At 66.2% G+C, this 19,579-nt stretch carries 24 protein-coding genes; 5 read left to right on the forward strand and 19 right to left on the reverse strand.

The window, feature by feature from the left end; translation table 11 throughout:
* Positions 1–20: 20 nt before the first annotated feature.
* Positions 21–1,352: a cytochrome P450 gene (locus HSR122_RS02600; RefSeq protein WP_229111130.1), complete on the reverse strand. Its 1,332-nt coding sequence runs from the start codon at positions 1,350–1,352 to the stop codon at positions 21–23.
* Between the two features lie 137 nt (positions 1,353–1,489).
* Between HSR122_RS02600 and HSR122_RS02605 the strand changes: the two genes are divergently transcribed.
* Entirely contained in the window at positions 1,490–2,137 is a 648-nt protein-coding gene (locus HSR122_RS02605) for an HAD family hydrolase (RefSeq protein ID WP_229111131.1), read from the forward strand.
* An 84-nt stretch (positions 2,138–2,221) separates the two neighbouring features.
* The gene (locus HSR122_RS02610) at positions 2,222–2,425 is read left to right on the forward strand and encodes a YgaP family membrane protein (RefSeq protein ID WP_229111132.1); all 204 of its coding nucleotides are present in this window, start codon (positions 2,222–2,224) and stop codon (positions 2,423–2,425) included.
* A gap of 46 nt (positions 2,426–2,471) precedes the next feature.
* On the opposite strand, the gene HSR122_RS02615 is transcribed toward HSR122_RS02610, so the two are convergent.
* The 8 genes from HSR122_RS02615 to HSR122_RS02650 form a co-directional block, all read right to left on the reverse strand.
* Entirely contained in the window at positions 2,472–3,068 is a 597-nt protein-coding gene (locus tag HSR122_RS02615) for a methyltransferase family protein (protein ID WP_229111133.1), read from the reverse strand.
* Positions 3,069–3,135: 67 nt separating this feature from the next.
* Positions 3,136–4,368, reverse strand: a complete 1,233-nt coding sequence (locus tag HSR122_RS02620; protein ID WP_229111134.1) for an MBL fold metallo-hydrolase — start codon at positions 4,366–4,368, stop codon at positions 3,136–3,138.
* Between the two features lie 94 nt (positions 4,369–4,462).
* Positions 4,463–4,942: a nucleoside-diphosphate kinase gene (gene ndk / locus HSR122_RS02625; RefSeq protein WP_229111135.1), complete on the reverse strand. Its 480-nt coding sequence runs from the start codon at positions 4,940–4,942 to the stop codon at positions 4,463–4,465.
* A gap of 5 nt (positions 4,943–4,947) precedes the next feature.
* Positions 4,948–5,361 carry a 50S ribosomal protein L24e gene (locus tag HSR122_RS02630; protein WP_229111136.1) on the reverse strand — a complete coding sequence of 138 codons (414 nt, stop codon included), beginning with the start codon at positions 5,359–5,361 and terminating at the stop codon, positions 4,948–4,950.
* A gap of 1 nt (position 5,362) precedes the next feature.
* Positions 5,363–5,590, reverse strand: a complete 228-nt coding sequence (locus HSR122_RS02635; RefSeq protein ID WP_229111137.1) for a 30S ribosomal protein S28e — start codon at positions 5,588–5,590, stop codon at positions 5,363–5,365.
* A gap of 11 nt (positions 5,591–5,601) precedes the next feature.
* Positions 5,602–5,964, reverse strand: a complete 363-nt coding sequence (rpl7ae, locus tag HSR122_RS02640) for a 50S ribosomal protein L7Ae (protein WP_229111138.1) — start codon at positions 5,962–5,964, stop codon at positions 5,602–5,604.
* Between the two features lie 222 nt (positions 5,965–6,186).
* A complete protein-coding gene (locus tag HSR122_RS02645) occupies positions 6,187–6,975 on the reverse strand; it encodes an ABC transporter permease subunit (protein WP_229111139.1) in 789 nt (262 codons plus the stop codon).
* A complete protein-coding gene (locus HSR122_RS02650; RefSeq protein ID WP_229111140.1) occupies positions 6,968–7,981 on the reverse strand; it encodes an ABC transporter ATP-binding protein in 1,014 nt (337 codons plus the stop codon). Before HSR122_RS02650 ends, HSR122_RS02645 begins: the two co-directional genes overlap by 8 nt.
* Positions 7,982–8,055: 74 nt before the next feature.
* Between HSR122_RS02650 and HSR122_RS02655 the strand changes: the two genes are divergently transcribed.
* The gene (locus tag HSR122_RS02655; RefSeq protein WP_229111141.1) at positions 8,056–8,478 is read left to right on the forward strand and encodes a DUF2391 domain-containing protein; all 423 of its coding nucleotides are present in this window, start codon (positions 8,056–8,058) and stop codon (positions 8,476–8,478) included.
* Between the two features lie 496 nt (positions 8,479–8,974).
* Here the strand turns inward: HSR122_RS02655 and HSR122_RS02660 are convergent, their stop codons facing one another.
* The 5 genes from HSR122_RS02660 to HSR122_RS02680 all read right to left on the reverse strand — a co-directional run bounded on the left by HSR122_RS02660 (position 8,975) and on the right by HSR122_RS02680 (position 13,985).
* Positions 8,975–9,499, reverse strand: a complete 525-nt coding sequence (locus HSR122_RS02660) for a DUF456 domain-containing protein (protein ID WP_229111142.1) — start codon at positions 9,497–9,499, stop codon at positions 8,975–8,977.
* Complete coding sequence (tmcA, locus tag HSR122_RS02665; RefSeq protein WP_229111143.1) at positions 9,496–11,790, reverse strand: tRNA(Met) cytidine acetyltransferase TmcA; 2,295 nt, start codon at positions 11,788–11,790, stop codon at positions 9,496–9,498. Before tmcA ends, HSR122_RS02660 begins: the two co-directional genes overlap by 4 nt.
* Before the next feature lie 76 nt (positions 11,791–11,866).
* Positions 11,867–12,196, reverse strand: a complete 330-nt coding sequence (locus tag HSR122_RS02670; protein ID WP_229111144.1) for a 4Fe-4S dicluster domain-containing protein — start codon at positions 12,194–12,196, stop codon at positions 11,867–11,869.
* 66 nt (positions 12,197–12,262) lie between these two features.
* Positions 12,263–12,793, reverse strand: a complete 531-nt coding sequence (msrA, locus tag HSR122_RS02675) for a peptide-methionine (S)-S-oxide reductase MsrA (RefSeq protein WP_229111145.1) — start codon at positions 12,791–12,793, stop codon at positions 12,263–12,265.
* Positions 12,794–12,905: 112 nt separating this feature from the next.
* A complete protein-coding gene (locus tag HSR122_RS02680) occupies positions 12,906–13,985 on the reverse strand; it encodes an ATP-NAD kinase family protein (RefSeq protein WP_229111146.1) in 1,080 nt (359 codons plus the stop codon).
* Positions 13,986–14,146: 161 nt separating this feature from the next.
* On the opposite strand from HSR122_RS02680, the gene HSR122_RS14880 reads away from it, so the two are divergent.
* Positions 14,147–14,269: a hypothetical protein gene (locus tag HSR122_RS14880; protein WP_267491089.1), complete on the forward strand. Its 123-nt coding sequence runs from the start codon at positions 14,147–14,149 to the stop codon at positions 14,267–14,269.
* Here the strand turns inward: HSR122_RS14880 and HSR122_RS02685 are convergent.
* The 4 genes from HSR122_RS02685 to tfe form a co-directional block, all read right to left on the reverse strand.
* Positions 14,257–14,958, reverse strand: coding sequence for a competence/damage-inducible protein A (locus HSR122_RS02685; RefSeq protein ID WP_229111147.1), 702 nt, complete (start codon positions 14,956–14,958; stop codon positions 14,257–14,259). The genes HSR122_RS14880 and HSR122_RS02685 overlap by 13 nt on opposite strands.
* A 62-nt stretch (positions 14,959–15,020) precedes the next feature.
* Entirely contained in the window at positions 15,021–15,779 is a 759-nt protein-coding gene (locus HSR122_RS02690; RefSeq protein ID WP_229111148.1) for a DUF5803 family protein, read from the reverse strand.
* Complete coding sequence (locus HSR122_RS02695; protein WP_229111149.1) at positions 15,776–16,447, reverse strand: DUF2110 family protein; 672 nt, start codon at positions 16,445–16,447, stop codon at positions 15,776–15,778. The genes HSR122_RS02690 and HSR122_RS02695 overlap by 4 nt, the downstream gene beginning before the upstream one ends.
* The gene (tfe, locus tag HSR122_RS02700) at positions 16,447–16,980 is read right to left on the reverse strand and encodes a transcription factor E (RefSeq protein ID WP_229111150.1); all 534 of its coding nucleotides are present in this window, start codon (positions 16,978–16,980) and stop codon (positions 16,447–16,449) included. The genes HSR122_RS02695 and tfe overlap by 1 nt, the downstream gene beginning before the upstream one ends.
* Before the next feature lie 269 nt (positions 16,981–17,249).
* Between tfe and hmgB the strand changes: the two genes are divergently transcribed.
* Complete coding sequence (hmgB, locus tag HSR122_RS02705) at positions 17,250–18,584, forward strand: hydroxymethylglutaryl-CoA synthase (protein ID WP_229111151.1); 1,335 nt, start codon at positions 17,250–17,252, stop codon at positions 18,582–18,584.
* On the opposite strand, the gene HSR122_RS02710 is transcribed toward hmgB, so the two are convergent.
* Positions 18,585–19,544 (reverse strand): D-2-hydroxyacid dehydrogenase, encoded by a 960-nt coding sequence (locus tag HSR122_RS02710; RefSeq protein WP_229111152.1) that lies wholly within the window; start codon positions 19,542–19,544, stop codon positions 18,585–18,587.
* Positions 19,545–19,579: the final 35 nt, after the last annotated feature.

Below are 19,579 nucleotides of genomic sequence, written 5' to 3' on the forward strand. Positions count from 1 at the left end.
TGTCGCTGCGGAGCGTCCGCCTACCGCTGGCGGAGCGTCATCGGCATCCCGCCACGCGGATGGGCCGTCAGCGACGGGAGGAGATCGAGTTCCCCCTCGCGGTCGGTGTCGAGACTGAACTCGCGGGCGACGGTCGTCAGGATGACCTGCGCCTCCAGCATCGCGAGGTGCTTGCCGATACAGTGGCGCGGCCCGCCCCCGAACGGGAAGTACGCGAATCGGGGCCGGTCGCCCTGGTCGAGCCAGCGATCCGGTTCGAACCGATCGGGCTCGTCCCAGAAGTCGGGCGACCGGTGGACTGCCCACTGTGGCAGCATGACCGCCGCTCCTTCCGGAACGCGGTAGCCGCCGAGTTCGACGTCCCGGGTCGGCTGGCGAAAGATCACGTACACCGGCGGGTACAGTCGCATCGACTCCTGGATCACCCGCTCGATCAGGTCCAGCTGCCGGACGGCCTCGAACGTGACCGGGCCTTCGACGGCGTCTGCCTCGGCCTGGACTGCCCGCTCGATCTCCGGGTGGTTCGCCAGCAGATACCAGCTGTAGGTCAGCGTCAGTGCCGTCGTGTCGTGTCCGGCCAGGAGTATCGTGACGACCTCGTCGCGCAGCTGCTTGGCGGACTGCTCGCCGCGGTTCTGTGCCCGCAACAGGATCGACAGTACGTCCATCGGCGGGTCCTCGTCGTCTTCGTGACCTTCGGTCCCGCGACGCTCTGCAATGATTTCCGACACGACTCCGTCGAGTTCGTCCAGGGCTGCCCGGTACTCGCGGTTGTCCGGCGTCGGGACCCAGTCGGGCGTGATGAACCTGATCGGATCGGGTTCGAACCGCATACCGATCGGCTCGAGGTTCTCCCGGATCGTCTCGCGCTGGCCGTGGGTCAGCTTCACGTCCAGCATGAGGTCACAGATGACGTCCAGCGTCACCTGAGTCATCTCCAGTTCGATATCGCGACTGTCTCCGTCCTGCCACGTATCGACCATCGCCTGTGCGTGATCGGCGATGGTGTCGGTAAACTGGCCCAGTCGCGTCATCGCGAACGCCGGGTTGGCGAGCTCGCGCTGGCGCTGCCAGACGTCACCTTCGCTCAACAGCAGCCCGTCTCCGAGGAGGTCACCGATCGCGTCGTCCTGGAAATCGGGTTTGATGTACTCGTCCGCGTCGGCGACGAGCACCCGCTGGATCTCGCCGGGATCTGTGAGCATGTACGTCTCCAGCGGACCGAGATCCAGACTGACGACGTCGCCGTACGATCGTTCGCAGGCCGTCAGAAACCGGAACGGATCATCGGCGTACTGCCTGGCGTTACCGAAAAGCGGCTCGCCTTTGGGCTGTGGCGGGGTCGGGCGCATCACCCTTCGAAAGGGATCGATCGGCATAAGTCCCCGTACAGCGGCCAGTACCGTTCCGTTCCTGCGACGGGGATATCTGCCCGTCCTGTCAATCCACCCGGCAGAATTGATTTACTCTCCCGACCCGGAGTTCCGCCGTGGCCTACGAAACGATCCTGTTCGACATGGATGGCGTGCTGCTGACGGGCTATCACACCGACCCCGATGTCTACCGCCAGGCGGCCGCCGCGACGCTCGCCGACTTTGGGATCGACTACGACGGTGTGCCTCCGGGACTGGTCAGGCCTGACGACGTCGCGGAGATACGGACGACCTGTGACGACCTCGGACTGGCGGCCGCCCCGGCCTGGGCCTACCGCGAACGGGCCGCGACTGACCTCGAAAACGAGCGTATCGTCGCCGGCGATCGCGTCCCATTCGAGGACACCGCCGTCCTCTCGGCGCTTGCCGGGGACCGGACGCTCGCAATCGTCAGCAACAACCGCCAGGGGACGGTCCGGTTCGCCGCCGACTACTTCGACTGGCCGGTCGAAATCGCCCGCGGCCGCTACCCGACGCTGTCGGAGTTCGGCCGCCGCAAGCCCGACGGACACCTGCTTCGGTGGACGCTCGATCGACTCGGAACTGACGACGCCCTGTTCGTCGGTGACCGCCGCTCGGACGTCGAGGCGGCCCACCGTGTCGGCATCGACGCCGCCTTGCTGTCCCGGGACGACGTGCCCGACGGCGAACCCCAACCCGCCCACCATATCGAGTCGCTTTCCGAACTTCCGGACCTGCTGTGACCGTCGACGAGCCGACGGCGGTGATTGCACAGTCTTGTGCTCGTCCCAATGTATTACTTGGTCCAGCAATTATCCCGTGTGTACATGGAACGCAACGTCGGTCGGACGGACCGGAAAGCGCGCATCGCCGCAGGATCAGCGTTCGTCGGTGCAGGACTGCTCGCGGGGCCGAAAGCCCCGGCAAAGAGCGCGGCCGCTGCCGGTGTCGGCAGCGTGATGATTGCAACGGGAGCGACGGGCCGCTGTCCCGCTTACAAACTCGCCGGGATCGATACGCTTGAAAGATAGTCAACCGCTCTTTTCCGAACCGTCGATTTCGGAGTCCAGACGCCACCTAGGGACAGTCGTTTCGACACGGACCGAACGCCTCCGAGAGACGTTCCCTGTCGACGTATCGCCCGACACGCGAGCGGTAGTCCTCGTAGCGATCACCGTAGCGCTCCGCCAGCACCGGCTCCTCGGCGAGCGGCCTGACCGCGAACCAGGCGACGATCGCACCCGCCAGAACCGTCGCCTGCCAGGAGCCGGCCGCGACCGCGAGTCCGGCGACCGCACCGGCGTGACCCACCACTTCGGGATTGCGCGAGAACCGGAACGGACCGTCGGCGTGGTGGTTCCACTCCAGTCCAAGGATCTCTTCGGGGCCCTCGAACTCGTCGGCGGTCAGGACGTTGACTGCCGCACCGAACACGAACGCGCCGCCTCCGAGGATCGAGACGACGCCGACCGGATAGAGACTGCCCGACGTGGTCGCTATCAGGGTGAAAAACGACCCCGCCATCGACATCACGAGCAGCCAGTACAGCCCGAACCGCCCCGTGATCTCGTCCGGCGGCCAGGGCCGACGTTCGGCGTCGATCGCCGCCTGCCCCGTCAGAACGAACTGCAGCGCGGCCCCGGTCAGTCCGATCGCAAGTAGCGTCGCGCTCATACGTGTCCTGTGGGCCACACTGACTTGTATTGTGGGATCGTCGAAATACTGACTCCGCGTATCCGACCTACAGCCGTCGCGTTTCGCCGAGTTCGGGGGCGCTCGCGTCGTATCCCGTCTCGCGCAACTCCGCGGCGAAGGCCTCGCACTGATCGCCGTGGCCGATCAGGAGTTCGGCGTCACGGTACGGCTCGAGAAACGAACGCAGTCCGTCGCGGTCGGCGTGCGCGGAGAAGTCGTAGGTCTCGACCTGCGCGGCGACGGGCATCCGCCGACCGTCGATCTCGGCGCTGCCGGTCTCGAGCAGTTCGCGGCCGGGCGTGCCCTCGACCTGATAGCCGGTCAGCGTGATCTTGTTCGTCGGATTGGACCGGATCTCGGGGATGTACGTCATGGCGGGACCCCCGGATAACATGCCGCTGGTCGTGATGATCGCTGCCTTCTGGTCGGCGATGCGCTTTCGCTGCCCCTCGCGGCCGGTAACGAACCGGGCGTGGGACTTCGCACGCCGCAGTCTGTCGGCGTCCCGGACGAACCCGGGATACTGTCGAAGGGTTTCGGTGACCTGCTTGCCCATCCCGTCGACGTAACAGGGGATGTCGTACGCCTCACAGACGAGCATCAGCTCCTGGGTGCGCCCGATGGCAAACGCCGGGACGACGACCGTCCCGCCCTCCCAGAGCGTCGTCTTGACGCTCTGTGCGAACTCTTCGGCAACTTCGTCACGGTCGTCGTGTTCGACATCGGCGTACGTACTCTCGCAGACGACGACGTCCGCGTCAGGTCGTGCGGTCGTCCCTGCGACCAGGCGCTGGTCGTCAGTGTGAAAATCGCCCGTATAGAGGAGTCGCGTGTCGCCGTCGTCGACGAGCACGTGAGCGCTCCCGGGAATGTGTCCGGCGTCGTAGAACGTCACTTCGTGACCTGCCGCCTCGAACGGCTCCCGGTAGCCGTGTGTCTCGGTGACTTCGGTCACGCGCTTGATGTCGTTCTCTGTGAACGGGCAACGGTACGACCCGCCGTGGAGTTTGAGCGTGTCGCGGGCGAGCGTGAGCGCGAGTTCGTACGTCGGCGGCGTCCAGTGGATCGGGGGGCGGTCGTCACCGGAAAGCAGCGACGGGACCGTCCCGACGTGATCGAGATGGCCGTGTGAGACGACGACCGCATCGGGGTCCGGACTCCCGACCGGGAACTGGGGCGGGTTCCCGGTCAACATACCGAAATCGAGGAGCAGCGAGTCGTTTACGAGGACGGCACTCCGGCCGATCTCTCGCGCGCCCCCGAGGAACCGAATCTCCATTGTCGGTACTACTGTCTCGGACGGATTACTGTACCGGTTTGTCGCTCCGACTGCCCCACGCCGGGCAGTCGATCAGAAACAGAGATACTCTATCTCAGTGATCCTCTTCCTCGTAGACCCAGACGGCGTCGGTCCGCTCGTAGTCGACAAGTTCCTCCTCGTCGAAGAACAGGTCGATCTCGCGCTCGTTGGAGCCGGGATCCTCGTGATCGGAGCCGTGGATGAGGTTCTGCCCGAGATCCAGCCCGTAGTCGCCACGGATCGTTCCGGGTTCGGCCTCGGCGGGGTCGGTCGCGCCCATCATCTGGCGGACCTGCCGGGTCGCATCAGCGCCCTCCCAGACCATCGCCATGACGGGCCCGGACGTGATGAACTCCACGAGCCCGTCGAAGAAGGGCTTGTCCTCGTGTTCGGCGTAGTGCTCGTGTGCGAGTTCCTCGTCGATCTGCATGAACTTCGCACCCACGAGTTTCAGGCCCCGCTCCTCGAGTCGCGTGATGATCTCGCCGACCAGCCCACGCTGGACGGCGTCCGGTTTCGCCATTACGAACGTTCGCTCGTCGTGGTGGCTCATTGTGATCAGGCCTCGGCCTCTTCGGCCTCAGTGTCGTCGTCTGTTTCGGAATCGTCCGATTCGTCCGCGTCGGCCTCGGTGTCGTCCGTCTTCTCGGCGTCGTCCCCCTCGGTTTCGGCGGCTTCGAGATCCGGCGCAGCCTCGGACTCGTCTTCCGTTTCGGCTGTCTCGGCGTCCGACTCGACGTCGTCTGTCTGCTCCGTCTCGGCCTCACGCTCGGCGGCGACAGTCTCCTGGCGGTCGCTCTCGCGGCCGGCTTCGGTCCAGTTCAGGTCGCGGGGTTCCCGACCGAGCTCGGCGTTCTTCTCGCACTTCGAGGAGCAGTAGTACAGCGTCGTCCCGTCGGTTCGGACGAGCATCGTCCCCGTTCCGGGTTCGATCTCGCCCCCGCAGTAGTCACACTCGCGTGTCTGTGGCATCTTACTGGCCTCCGATTGCGTCGGCTTCGCGGGCGGTTTCCCGGAGTTGCAATACGTCACCTTCCCGGACCGGGCCCAGGACGTTCCGGGTGATGATCCGGCCCTGGTTGGATCCCTCGCGGATGCGGCACTTGACCTGCATGGCCTCGCCGTGCATCCCCGTCCGGCCGACGATCTCGATGACCTCGGCGGCCGTGGATCCGCTGTCTTCGGATTCCTCAGCACTCATAACCGGTCACCTCACCGAAGCTCCTCGATCTTCTCGGCGATGTCTTCGACATCGCTGCCGGCGTCGCCGGCGTCGACGATCGCCGCGGCCGCGCTGCCGACCTCCAGGCCGGCGGCCGCTCCGAGGTCGTCCTGCTGGGCGACGAAGACGAACGGGACGTCCTTCTCGTCGGCCAGCTCGGGCAGATGCATGACGATCTCCTCGGGCTGGACGTCCTCGGCGACGAAGATCAGCTCGGCGGAGCCGCGCTCGACGGCTTTGGTCGTTTCGTTGGTACCTTTCTTGACGGATCCTGTGTCCCGCGCGATCTCGAGCGCCTCGAGGGCGTCGGATTCGAGATCGGCAGGGACGTCGAAATCGACGTATACTGGCATGTGTTGGTCACCTCCTGCACGTGGGCTCGCGCTCCCCCGCCGTTTCGGAGGCCGACCCTCCGGCCGCGCCGAAACCGGCGCGCGCAAATCCTAGATGGCTAGGAGCATCATCAACCCCGCGCAGGCTGTACTCGATAGTGAACTGCCACACCTAAAAGCGCTTTCGAAGCGCTCACTGCGTGTGGGGGCGGCACATACCGGTCGAAGCGACGGACGATACCGTCACGCGATGTCCCGGCGGCCGAAGTACAGCATGCTCGCGCCGACCAGCAGCGCCGTCGCTCCGAGCAGGATCGCGCCGCCGGCCCAGTCGTAGCTCCCCTCGACGAGCACCGCCGTCGCGTCGAAGTACCGCATCGGTGCGACCGAACCCAGCTGCTCGTAGTCTGCGATGATAGTCACCGACTCGAACAGGAACAACCCGAAAATCGCGACCAGGGCACCACGCTGAGCGACTGACGATCGGCTGGTCAACACCGATAGGACGACCCCGATCGCACCACAGGCCAGCAGATACGGGATCGCGAGCAGATGCACGACCGTCAGGTTGACCGGATCGATCGGGTACCCGATCGCGGCCGTCCCGGCGTAGATGACGACCGGCAGGACGACGTTCACGACGAGGATCGGCACGAACAGCCCGAGGAACTTCTCGCCGAGCACGCGCGCCCGCGAGATCGGGAGCGACAGCAGAACGTCCATCCGCTCGCGGTCGATGTCGCCCGCGATCAGTCCCGCGCCGCTGTAGGCCACGTACAGTCCCAGCAGGAGGACCCAGCCGATCGAATACAGTTCGGCGGCGAGAAAGCCCTCGATGGTGTTCATCGTCGCGATGTTGAACAGCTCCAGAAAGACCTCGGGCATCTGCTCGAGAAACTGATCGAGGTCTATGCCCTCAGCCAGCGACGGGAACGTCGCGATGTACATCCCCGCGAGCAGCGTGAGTCCGACCGTCAGATAGACCGTCCCCCTCAGCCGGCGTCGCGCTTCGTAGCGAGCGAGTTCAAGCATCGAGATCGCCCCCGGACGGTTCGGCTTCGACGTCCCGTGTCGACTGTCTGTCCGAGTCGTCGCTTCCCTCGGGTCCGTAAAACCGCATGAACACCTCTTCGAGCGGGGCCTCCTCGACGTCGAGATCGACGTACGTGTGCTTCCCGAGTTCGGTCACGAGATCGTTGATGTCGCCGGTGTAGGTGAACCTGACTTCGGTGACGACCTCGGCGTCGCCCTCGTGGCCGGTCGCTGCGAGCAACTCGCCGGCGCGGTCGTCGATCCGGGTTCGCTCGAGACCGTGGACCGCATCGCCGTCGAACGCGCCGGGTTCGACGCTGCCGACGATCCGGGCGCGGACGAACTTGCCCGAGCGGTCGAGCAGCGATTCGATCGCCTCGGTCGTGACGAGTTCGCCCTCCCGGAGGATCGCGACCCGGTCGCACACCCGCCGCACTTCGCTGAGCACGTGCGAGGAGAAAAACACCGTCACGCCCTGCTCGCGCTCCGCGCGGACGAACTCGTTGAACCGCTGTTGCATCAGCGGATCGAGCCCGCTCGTCGGTTCGTCCATGATCACCAGCTCTGGATCGTGCATGAACGCCTGGACGACGCCGAGTTTCTGTACGTTTCCCGAGGAGTACTCCCGGACGTTGCGGTCCAGCGGGGGCTCGAACAGTTCCAGCAACTCCTCGCGCCGGTCGTCGCCCTTGATCGAGGCGTGGAGGTCAAGTATCTCCCGGCCGGTCGCGCCGTCGTCGAACGCGGGATTCGCCGGCAGGTAGCCGATTGATCGCTTGGCCTCGATCATCGCCCGCTCGTCGGTGCTATCCGCGTTGAGTACCGTCGCCCGCCCTGCCGTCGGATCCAGTAACCCTAGCATTGTCCGGATCGTCGTTGTCTTGCCCGCACCGTTTGGACCGAGAAAACCGAACACTTCACCCGCCTCAACACTGAAGTTGATCCCCCGGACGGCCCGGACCTCGCCGTAGTGTTTGGTCAGGTCCGTCACGTCAATGACACTCATCCCCTTGTTTGTCTCGCCCGCTGGTAAAAGGTGTTTCCCGAACGCGTTTCCGGCCGGCTGAGGTAGCAAAGGACATGAAGGAACGGCAAAAGCACAAACTCGCGGACACTGCCCAGCAAATCGTCGGCGGGTTCCTCCTGTCGGGTCCGTTTGTCGTAACCCAAGAAGTGTGGGCGCTCGCGCTGAACATGACCGTATTCCACAACGTGTTCATCATCTGTATCGTCGTCGCGATCGGATACGGCGGTCTGTACGGTGCCGACAACGACCGTGACCCCGGACGCGAGGCTGCTGTCGCCGGGATTCCGGTCCGGTTCATCTCGGTGCTGATCGTCGCGTTCGGTTCTGTCGGGACCCTCGCGTTCGCGGTCACCGCCCCCAGTCAGTTCCTGGGCGGGCTTGCTCTGACCGACCGCCTGATCGTGACGTTCCGGGCCATCAGCGTCGGTGCCGTCTTCAGTGTCGTCGGCGCAGTGACGACCGATAGTCTGTTCTAAACGGAAAGCAGCGCGAGTTCCCCGCCCCACCGTGGGCGGGGGTGAAGCGCGTACGCTCCGCTGCACAATCCATATCTTCAAGTTGCTGTCGAACCATATTTACAGTACGGGAGCCACGGTATCCGCCTCGCAAAACACCGCAAGGTTGCGCCGGGCTTCAAGTGTGTCGGGCAGTGGTGAAGCCGCCGACCTCCACGGACACATCACCCACGGCGGCAACAGGCGACCCCTGTTGCGGTGGGATTCGCGGTGTGTTCGGGTGTTACTGCTCCCACACGACCCATCTGGGAAGTGCGGAGGGAATTAAATTCGCCTGCCGCCGTTACGCTCCCTGTTGGGAGAGGCCAAACGGCGAAGCCCCGCGCCACCGTGCGCGGGGTACTTCACACGTTCGGACAGCTATTCGTCACATTGCCCTGGCAGATCACTCTGGATAGTACGGCCACTAGCTGGACCCAGGTGGTGAGACGGGATACGAGGACTGTTGGATATCCGGCTACAGCAGCGCGATCACCGCGACAGTGACCAGGACCGACCCGGTCAGAAGGGTCTGGACGACGACCGTCCCGAGTACGCCCGCAGTCGCGTACGCCGCCGTTCGGATCCCGGTAGCCGCCTCCCGCTCACGGGCGTAACTCGCCAGGAACACCGTCCCTGCGACGCCTACGAGCAGACCGACCGGCCCGGCGACGACGGTTCCGGCAAGGCCGACGACGCCGGCGAGTAGGCTCACTCGTGTCGAGACACCGCTCCCCTTCGCTGCCGCCGCACCACCCAGCCAATCGACCAGTACCGCCGCCACGCCGACTGCGAGCAACGCAGCCAGTGCTAGCCAGCCTGGATCGCCGGTCGCCCACCAGTAGACGAGTACACCGCCGACAGACAGTATTGGCCCCGGTAACAGCGGGACGACGCTGAAGACGACGCCCGCGATCAGCAACGCGAACGCGACGACGACGAACGGGTCGGGAATCGGTACCCCGCGTATCAGGGGTGTGAGTATCGTTGGATCGCGAATCATTCGAATCGCTCCAGTTCCGCTTGCGCCTCGTCAGTTCCGTAGGCTTCGATCAGTCGTGCAGTCACGTCTCCGAGCGCGCGCATACACTCCCGGCGGGAGACGACGTCCAGTTCCGCCGTGACACTGTCCCAGTCGTGGGCCTGCAGCACTTTCCGGACGAGCAGTCGTTCGGCCCGGGGTTCGAGCGCCGGTTCTCCGTCGCCAGTCGGCGTCGGGCTGTCAGCGTCGGTCAACGCCCGGAGCGCGAGCGCACGGAAGGCGTCGGGTGCGGTGTCGAACAGCCCGGCCCCGTGCGGCGAGCCGGCGAGCAATCGCCACTCCCAGTCGGTCAGTTCCAGTCGAGTCGTCCCCTCGACGGCCGACAGCACCGCCCGGACCACGTCCGGGTCGAGATCCGCGAGCGGATCGGTGAGCATCCCCCGGACGCGCTCGAGGAACCACGCTGTGTGGCGGTCATGCAGCGCTTCGCCCGCCTCCGAGAGCGCCCGCAGCATGATCGCGGAGTGCTCGCCGCTGCGGTCGTTGCGGGTCGTCGAGACGTGGACGGTCCGGTAGCCGTTGTCGGCCCAGAACGAGACGAGTTCCGGCGTCGCACCGAACCCGACGCCGAGGTAGTCGTATGCGTCGGCTTCACCTGTTTCGGCCGAGCCGGATCCGCCGGCAGCCTCCGCTTCGATTCGCTCCAGCAGCAGCGAGCCCAGCCCCCGATCGCGGGCCGCGTGGTGGGTCGCGATCCGCATGACGCGCCAGCCAGTCTCGATCCCGGCGGCCTCGTCGCGGAGCTGGGTCGTCAACACGTCCGGGAGCATGTTCCCCCTGATTCGCCCGCCGGCGTACATATCGGCCCGGCGAGCGGCGTCCAGTCCCCCCTCGCGAGCCAGCAGCGCGACCGAGACGACGTGACCGTCGTGCAACAGCGCGCGAACCGAGACGTTCGGGCCGTCGAGCAGCCGCGCGAGGTCGTCGGGCTCGGTTCGGTAGTGAGCGAGCACGAGCAACCCGAACGCCTCCCGCAACAGGCGTTCGTCCGACAGGAGTCGCTCGGCCGAGAGGGGTTCGTAGGACACTGTCTCCGGGCGGGCGTCGGCGATCAGCGGCTCGACCGGCGGGCGCGCGTCGAGCAACAGCGCCCGGCTCGCCCACACTTCCACGGGGTCGCCAGCCGCGTACCGGATCGGCTCGTCCATGCGCACCTCCCGAACCGTCCGGTCGGACTCGGCCAGCCGGTCCTTGAACCGGACGGAGAAACCGCGTCCGGCCCCCTCGTAGCCGTGGATCGTCGTCGTGAACGCCACCGCGCGGGCGTCGAGAAACCCCGAAAGCAGTCGGACCGGCAGGGCCGCCGCCTCGTCGACGACGACCGCGTCCGGATCGCCGGGCAACGCGACGGCGTCGGTTGGCGGCGCGTATCGAACCCGTCCGCCGTCGGTCGAGAGCAGATGGGGCGTCGTCTCGTCGTCGACCTCGACTCGCTCGTCGAGCGCGTCGAGCAGTTCCCGGGCACGGGCGAACACCTCGCCGGCCCGCCGGTACTGCGGCGCGGTCACGAGCACGTCCCGGCCGGACGCCGCGAGACTCCCCGCGGCCAGCCCCGCAGTGCTGGACTTTCCGCGACCGCGGTCGGCCTCGACGACGACGGTTCCGCCGGGTTCGGAAAGCGCCTCCATCGCTACCAGCGTCTCGGATTGATCGCGCGTCAGACAGGCGGTGTAGGCTTCGACCGGGAACGTGCGGTCCTCGCGGTCCGGGACGGCGGGATCCGGCGAGGCCAGTCGTGGCGCGGGATCGGTCAGTCCGTCGGACTCGACGCTGTCGCGCTCGACATCGACGACTGCGACCCCGCGATGGGCGTACAGCGTCTCGATTACCCGCGACCGGAAGTGACCGGTCACGTCACCGGACTCGAACGGCGGAACGGCGAGCGTCTCGTCGAAGTCGTCCCGCCTCGAGGGCCACGCCGACAGCGGCGGCGCGAGCAGCACGAACAGGCCGCCGCCCTCGACGGCCCCGACGAGCTGGCCGAGCGCGTTCGGCCGGAGCGACTCGTGGGCGTCGTAGACGACCGCCGTGCGCGTCTGGCCGAGCAACTCGCTGGCGCGGTCGGCGTCGAAACGCTCGCAATTCAGAAACGGTTCGGGGCCGACCAGCGTCGTCTCCGCATCGTCGATCCCGGCGGCTTCGAGCGCGTCCGCGGCGCGGGCACGCGTCGTCTCCGGCTGGCCGGCCAGCACGAGCAGCCGACGCTCGTTGCAGTCCCGTGCCTCCGCCCGGAGCGCGGCCGCCACCTCCATATCCAGTGGTGATCGGCGCTCGTCGTAAGTCAATTCCGCCTCGATCGGAGCGACCTGCGAAACGGACGCGGTGTGTCTAGACGCGGTCCGGCCGGCTCGCGTCGACGTCGATCGCGTCGACCGGGCAGACGTCGACACAGAGCATACAATCGATGCACTGGCTCTCGTTCGCGGGGTCGGCTTTCATCTCGCTCTCGGGGTGACCGGGCGTCTCGACCCACTCGAAGACGTCGACCGGACAGTCCTCGAGACAGGCCCCGTCGGCGAGACAGATGTCGAAATCGACCGCGACGTGGGTCCCGTGGATCCCCAGTGACTCCGGCTCGTCGACCGGCCCCCAGACGTTGTGGCCGTTATGCTCGTCGACCTTTTCGCGGTTCTGCTCGAAGTTCGGATCGATGGCCATGGCCGTACCAGCCCCCGAACGTACCTAATACTGTCGCCGGATCGTCGCTCTCGTTTCTGGTTCCGGTTACTCCGCGAGCAACGCCGCGAACTCCTCGCGGACCTTCTGAACTTTCGGCTCGACCTGCACCTGACAGTAGCCGTCTGCAGGGTTCTTCTCGTAGTAATCCTGGTGATACTCCTCGGCCTCGTAGAAGGTCTCGAGGGGTTCGACCTCGGTAACGATCGCGCCGTCGTAGACCTCCTCGTTCAGGCGCTCGAGGAACCCCTCGACCTGTCGGCGTTGCTCGTCGTCATGATAGAGGACGATCGACCGATACTGGCTGCCGACATCCGGCCCCTGGCGGTCCTTCGTCGTCGGATCGTGCACCTTGAAGAACACTTCCAGCAGTTCGAGATAACTGATCTCTTCGGGGTCGTACTCGACCTGCACGACCTCGGCGTGGCCGGTCGAACCCGAACAGACCTCCTCGTATGAGGGGGTCGCCACGTCGCCGCCCGCGTAGCCGGACGTGACCGACCGGACGCCTCCGAGTTCTTTCATCGCGGCTTCGATACACCAGAAGCAGCCGCCGCCAAGCGTCGCCGTTTCAGTCATGGCTTCGTGTTGGTGTTGCAGGGGTAAGTCCCCCGCGGTGGTGGCAATCGAGTTCGGCGATCTGCGCACGCCACTCGCCAACAAACCAGTGTCAGCGGGGGGATCGCGCCGGCTAGACGATCTCCATGAGGCGGCGCTCGAAGCGCCCGACACGGACGCGGTGCCAGCCGCGCAGGCGTTCGTCGAGGTCGGCGTCGCCGGTATCGACCCGGAGGACGCCCAGCTGATCGACCTTCTGCCGTGACGCGACGATTTCGGTCTCGCACTGGCGGATCACGGCCGGCGAGAGTTGCTGGTTGCCCCGTCCGAAGACGAACCCCTGGCCGCCGATCGGCGAGACGACGATCACGTTCTCGTCGCCGAGCGAATCGAGAACCTCGTCCTCGCGAGCGTCGGCTACCAGCAGTTCGCCGTCGCGCCAGACGTCGACCCCGAGCGGCGACCCGTCGAATCCCAGCCGTGATTTGATCGCGCCGACGGTCCCCCCCGGTCCGAGGACGTACGTGACGCCCGGTCGGACCTCCTCGGCGACCCCCTCCGCGACTGCCTCGACAGTGCCGCCGGCGAGTTGCTTGCTCGACTGACGCTGCTGGGCCCGCGGGACGGTCACGACGGCGTGCAACTCCGAGCGGACCTCGCCCTCCCGGTAGGCTTGCTCGTCGATATCGTTGACCTCCCCGTCGGTCACCTCCTCGAAGGTCGCCGCGACCCGCCCGGCGGCGCGCGGCGTCACGCCGAAGACCGACGAATAGACCTTGACACCGGCAGGCACACCGAAGACCGGTACGCCCGATTCCCCGAGCGCCTCGGCGACGTCGACGGCCGTCCCGTCGCCCCCGACGAAGACGACGATGTCGACCCCGCGATCCAGAAACGCCCGGACGGCTGCGCGCGTGTCCTCGGCTGTTGTCTCGCCGACAGCGGCGTCGGGGCCGGCCTCGGATTCGCCGATAATTTCGGGATCGAAGCCAGCCTCGCGAGCGGCAGACGCGCCCATGACGCCGCCGTAGGTCACGAGCGTGACGTCGGTGTCGGTCGCGGCCATCGCGTCGAGCGCCTCCCGCGCCCGGTCGGGGGCACGCGGTCGCGCGCCGCGCTCGCGGGCCTGCGCCAGCTTGCCGTCGGTGCCTTTCAGCCCGACGCGCCCGCCCATGCCGGCGATGGGGTTGACGACGAACCCGATAGTGCGCATACCCGTTCCACGGGGCCTCGGAAGGAAAGCGCCACGGTGTCCGGCGTGACTGTGACACTGCTTTCCCGGGTCGACAGCGGCACTCGGTTCTGAGAGCCTGCCAGACACGTCGGACGGCTCGGCCACGCACATTTTTATCGTTCGACGACGGAGTATCGGACATGCTCGTACCGCTTGCGGAAACCGCAGTCAACGGGGACGTGATCAATCTCGCCGGCGCGATCGTCGCTGTCGGCGGGCTCGTGTTGACCTACGCCTGGCTGCAGGAACTCTATCTGGATTGATCGTCCGGGTGATCGACGCGCTCGGCGAGCCACCTCGCGGCTGACTCTACGGTTTCAACGTCAGTTCCGGAGACTTTCACGCGGACGTGATCCCCCGGATAGACGCCGACAGTCACGTCGAAGCGTCCGCGGAGGTTCTCGATCCGGTCGAGGAGCGCGCTTTCGGGCTCGTCGGCGACGACCGTCTCGGTGTGCTTGACCGTCCCGCTGAACTGGTCGGCGATCTCGCCGAACATCCCCCGCATCTCCTCGGGGACACCCGGGAGCACGTAGACGTTCTCCACGTGACAGCCCGGCGCGACCCCCTCCGGGTTCGGGATGAACTGCCCGCCGGCGGGGATCTCGGTCGTCCCCTCGGTCAGGTCCTCGCGGGCGTAGCCGCGCTGTGTCTCGATGTATTCCAGGGCCGGCTCGCTCGGCTCCATCGGCTGGCCGACGGCCGCCGCGACCGCGTCCATCGTTACGTCATCGTGCGTGGGTCCGATCCCGCCGGTGACGACCACGGCGTCGTATTCGGCGCGGTACTCGTTGACGACGCGCGCGATCTCTCCGATACGGTCCGGGACGGCGGTGGCGCGTTCGACCGTCACTCCGCGGTCGGTCAACTTCCGGGAGAGCCACGCGGCGTTCGTGTTGACGGTGTCACCGGCAAGCAACTCGTCGCCGACGGTTACCAGCGCGACGCGCATACCTGTTCGTTGTGGTCTCGATAGCAAAGGCGTGTCGCCCTCTTTTCGGCTCGTTCGAGGGCTTATCGTCCCATCCCCGGCGGCGGCCCCCGGTCTCCCAGGTCGTCGTCCTCATCTTCCACGTCGAGCCCGACCTCCTCGCGGCGGTTCTGTAGCGACCGGATCTGCAGCCAGTAGTACAGCCCGCCGCCGAGTCCGATGATCACGAGCAGCGCGAACAGGCCACCGAACAGCCACAAGTCGCGCTCGAGGTAGTACTCGACGACCAGCTGGTCGCTGTCGACGTCGTCCCAGGTGATGTGGACCCGTCCGTCGATCGTCTCGGTCTCGTAGCCGCCGGGAGCGACGTTCGAGAGGATCGGCACGCCGACGTCGGTCTTCGGCGGGAGCACGACCTCGTAACTGTCGTCGACGAACGTCGCCGTCCGGACGGCCTTGCCGTTCTGCTCGACGGTGTAAGCGACCTTCCCGGTTCGGTCGGGCAACTCGAGGCGGATCCGCTCGGCGTTTCTGGAGACGTCGAACGCCGAGGCGTTGGCGACCGTGCCGTTCGGGTAGCGGAACTGCAGCGCTCTGATCGGGAGCGGCTCGCGGTTGTTGAACATGTCCCGCTGGTAGAGGTTCAGCGCCGACGTGTTGGCGACCTCGTAGACGGCAGTGTAGCTGTCCCCGCCCAGCTGGATGGTCCCGTTCGCGGTGGTGTTCCAGTCGTACGTTGCGTCTTCGCTCAGCTGCGCGTCCGACGGGCCAGAACCGCCGAGACAGCCCGTGAGAACGAGCACAACGCCCAGTCCGAGGAGTGCGAGGAGTCGACGGTTCATGGAACGACAGCGAGCAACTCCGCGGAGAGATACGACCCGATGCTCGAGAGCAGTCCCGGCGGGTCGGTGTCGTCCGTACAGACGATGCTCTGTTCGAGCAGTCCGAGCCGTTCGACGGTGACGATGTCCCGGGCGTGGCCGGCACGGTTGACCGTCGCCCGGACCTCGGCCCGGGTCGCGCTGTTGACGTTGACCCGACCGTTGCCACGGGTCCACTCGTAGAGCCGGTCCCGCTCTCGGTCGGCCAGTCGCGCCGGACCGTCTTCCTGCGGGACGAACCGCAGCGGGAGATGCTGAACCAGCCCGAACCGGGTCCGGATCTGCTCAGGCGACCCCGGTCCGAGTCCGAGTTCCTCGGCCGGGACGTGAACCTCCCGTCCGGCGTCGAGGTAGAACCCGTCGTCGTCCCACCGTTCGAGCGTGCCGACGTGGACATCGCCCGGCGTGAGATGCGGCGTGATCTCCCCGAACTCCTCGCGCAGGAGGTTCTGGGCGACCGTCGCGTCGTCCCCCTCGACCGTCACCGACGGGAAGTCGTCGTCGCGAACGCCGACCTCGTAGGTCACGTCCAGCTCGCCGAGCAGGTTCTCGATCTGCGAGGACAGCGAATCCAGCGCTCGCTGTCGGGCGTCGCCGGCGACGTAACACTTGGTTGCGAGGACGACCATCAGACTCGTTCCGTGTCGGGTTCGACGTTGAGTTCGTCGCGCAACTGTTCGATCCGTTCCTCCATCGCCTCGAGCAACATCGTGTTCTCCATCGCATCCAGCTGGGAGCCACAGTCGGGACATTCGAAGCCGAAGTCCATCGCCTCGCCGAACTCGAAGCGGATCCCGCAGTTCTCACAGAGGTAAAACTCGTGTTCGAACTCGTACTCTCGGCGTTCCTCGAGTCCATCCAGCAACCGGTGCATCTCCGCTTCGAGTTGCTCGGGGATGTTCTCGTAGTGGAACGTCCAGAGGTAGGTCAGCCACCCCGAGTCCTCGTCGCGCAGTCGGCGGTAGCTCGCCAGGTCGTTCTCGTAGAGGATGAACAGCGCCCGGCGGACGTCGTTGAGTTCGAGTCCCAACTCCTCCGCCAGTTCCTCGTCCGTCACTTCGCCGTCCGGCGGCGCGGCGGCGACGGGCATCCCCTTCGGTCCGACGAGTTCGTGGAGGTACTTCTGTATGACCGGGTCCTCCAGGAGATCCTCAAAAGCCATTGTGCGTACCTGGGCCTGTGACGCGGTTAAGTCTTTAGCTTTTCCCGTACGAAAACGAACGCCGAGGTTCGCTATTCGTCGTCTTCGACGTTTGCCGGAAGGGACTCGTGACACCACATCGCGCCCCAGCCGCCACAGCCGACGTGAATCACTCGCTGTGTCATGGATTGGGTGGGACGTGCGTCGGACAAAAAACCGGCGTATTTCGACGATCGTCGTATCAGTAGTCGACAAACACTTAACCCAGTTCCCCGTCAGGACAGGTGAACATGAAGGACGTAGGAATCGACGCCGTCGAGTTCCGGTCAGGGAAGCTCAAGCTCGATCTCCCGGGGACGTTCGCGGAAGTCAAGGACGAAGACCCGGCGAAGTACACGAAGGGGCTGGGACTGCACGCGAGTTCGTTCCCGGACGCGTACGAGGACATCGTAACGATGGCGGCCAACGCATCCAAGCGGCTGATGGACCGCAAGGGTCTGGAACCGGACGACATCGGCCGGATCGATGTCGCAACTGAGAGCGCGTTCGATCACTCGAAGCCGGTTTCGACGTACGTCGCCGGTTGTCTGGAACAGGTCTACGACGGCGATTTCCGCCACGCCAACAAGGGCGAGCGCAAGTTCGCCTGCATCGCCGGCACCCAGAGCGTCGACGACGCCGTCAACTGGATCGCCGCCGACAAGAACCGCGGTCGCGCCGCGATCGTGATCTCGACCGACACGGCCCTCTACGAGCGCGGCGACTCCGGCGAGGCGACCCAGGGTGCCGGTGCCGTCGCGATGCTCATCGACGAGGACCCCGATCTCGTCACGATCGAGCCCGAGCAGGGTATCGGTAGCGTCGACGAGACGGACTTCCTCAAGCCCAACCAGCAGTTCCCGAGCGTCGACGGCAAGCGCTCGATGCAGGTGTATCTCATGCGGATGCGCGAGGCCCTGGAAGACTACGAGACGCAGGTGGAGACCCACCCGGACGACTTCGCGTTCATCCCGTTCCACACACCCTTCCCGGGCATGGTGCGCAAGGCCGCCCCGCTGGGGTATCGACACGTCGCGCGCGGTACCGAGGTCGAGGACGAACTCGCCGAGGAGATCGGCCGCCAGCCCCGGCCCGAGGCGTTCGACGACGACGAGGCGTACCGCGAGGCGCTCAAAGAGTACACCGACAAGCTGACCGAGACCGAGCGCTATCAGGAGTGGTACAGCCGCGCGATCGAGCCGACGCTTGACATCTCCTCGCGCGTCGGCAACTGGTACACCAGTTCCGTCCACCTCGCCCGCATCTCGGCGCTCAAGCACGCCCGCGAGAACGGCATCGACCTCGACAACGAGCGACTGCTGGTCGGCTCGTACGGTTCGGGGGCGCAGGCCGAGATCCATGGCGAGACGGTCCAGCCCGGCTGGGAGGACGAGATCGCACAGCTCAACGTCGACGATCAACTGGTCGAGCGTTACGACATCTCATGGGAGGAGTACGAGGCGATCCACGACGTGCACAATCACGAGGAGTCAGTCGATGTCGACCCGCTCACGACGCCGGACGGCGAGTTTGTCTTCGACGGCTGGGGTCGAATGGGCGAGCGGAAGTACACCTACGTTGAGTAGTCACGGAACGACCTGATTGTCGAGGTTGTCCCACGAGCCGGACTCGACCGCATGCTCGACGTTCCCGACGACGATATCGGCCAGTCGATCGTAGTACTCGGGCGTGTACCCGCCGTTGTGCGGCGTGATCAGGACGTTCTCGAAGTCCCAGAGCGGGTGCTCCGGGGGCAGCGGCTCGGGATCAGTCACGTCCAGCGCGGCCCCGCGGATGTGGTTCCACCGCAGCGCGTCGACCAGCGCGTCGGTCTCGATCACGCCGCCGCGGGCGACGTTGACGACGACCGCGTCGGGATCGAGCAGGTCGAACGCCGCACCGTCCAGCAGGTCCTCGGTCGTCTCGGTCAGCGGGCACGCGAGTACGACCCCCTCGGAACCGGCAAGCGCCGTCTCGAGGTCGTCGTAGCCGAACACCGCGTCGGCGGGGCCGCCCTTCTCCGGCGTGTGACGGACTGCCCGGAGGTCGACGTCGAACGGCCGGAGCCGACGGGCGATCGCCGTTCCGATCGCGCCCAGTCCGACGACAGTGACGGTACGGCCGGCGAGTTCGCCGGGCTGGAAGTTGCGCCACTCGTGGTTGCGTTGCTGGCGGCGCGCCCGGAAGAGACCGCGAGTCAGCGAAAGCAGCGACCCGACGGCGTGCTCGGCGACGTTCGATGCGTGGACGCCGCCGGCGTTGGTCACCGTTACGCCCTGCTCGCGCAGTTCCGAGAGCGGGAGGTGGTCGGTGCCCGCGTACGAGCAGGCGAACAGTTCGAGGGCCCCGGCCTGGTCGAGGTCGTCGGGCGAGATGTAGTTTCCGACGACGACGGTCGCCGAGGGCAACGCCGCGTCGATTTCGTCGCTCGTCCGGGCGAGCGACACGTCCCCGTCGTAGCGTGCGCGCAGCGACGAGACGAGCGACTCGACCGGGATCCCGTGTGGCTTCTGCGGGAGGACGAGAATCTCGGGTAACGCTGTCATCGTACGGGTCATGGTGTGCCGCGTTTGTCATACTG

It is taken from the genome of Halapricum desulfuricans (assembly GCF_017094525.1).
Lineage (GTDB): Archaea > Halobacteriota > Halobacteria > Halobacteriales > Haloarculaceae > Halapricum > Halapricum desulfuricans.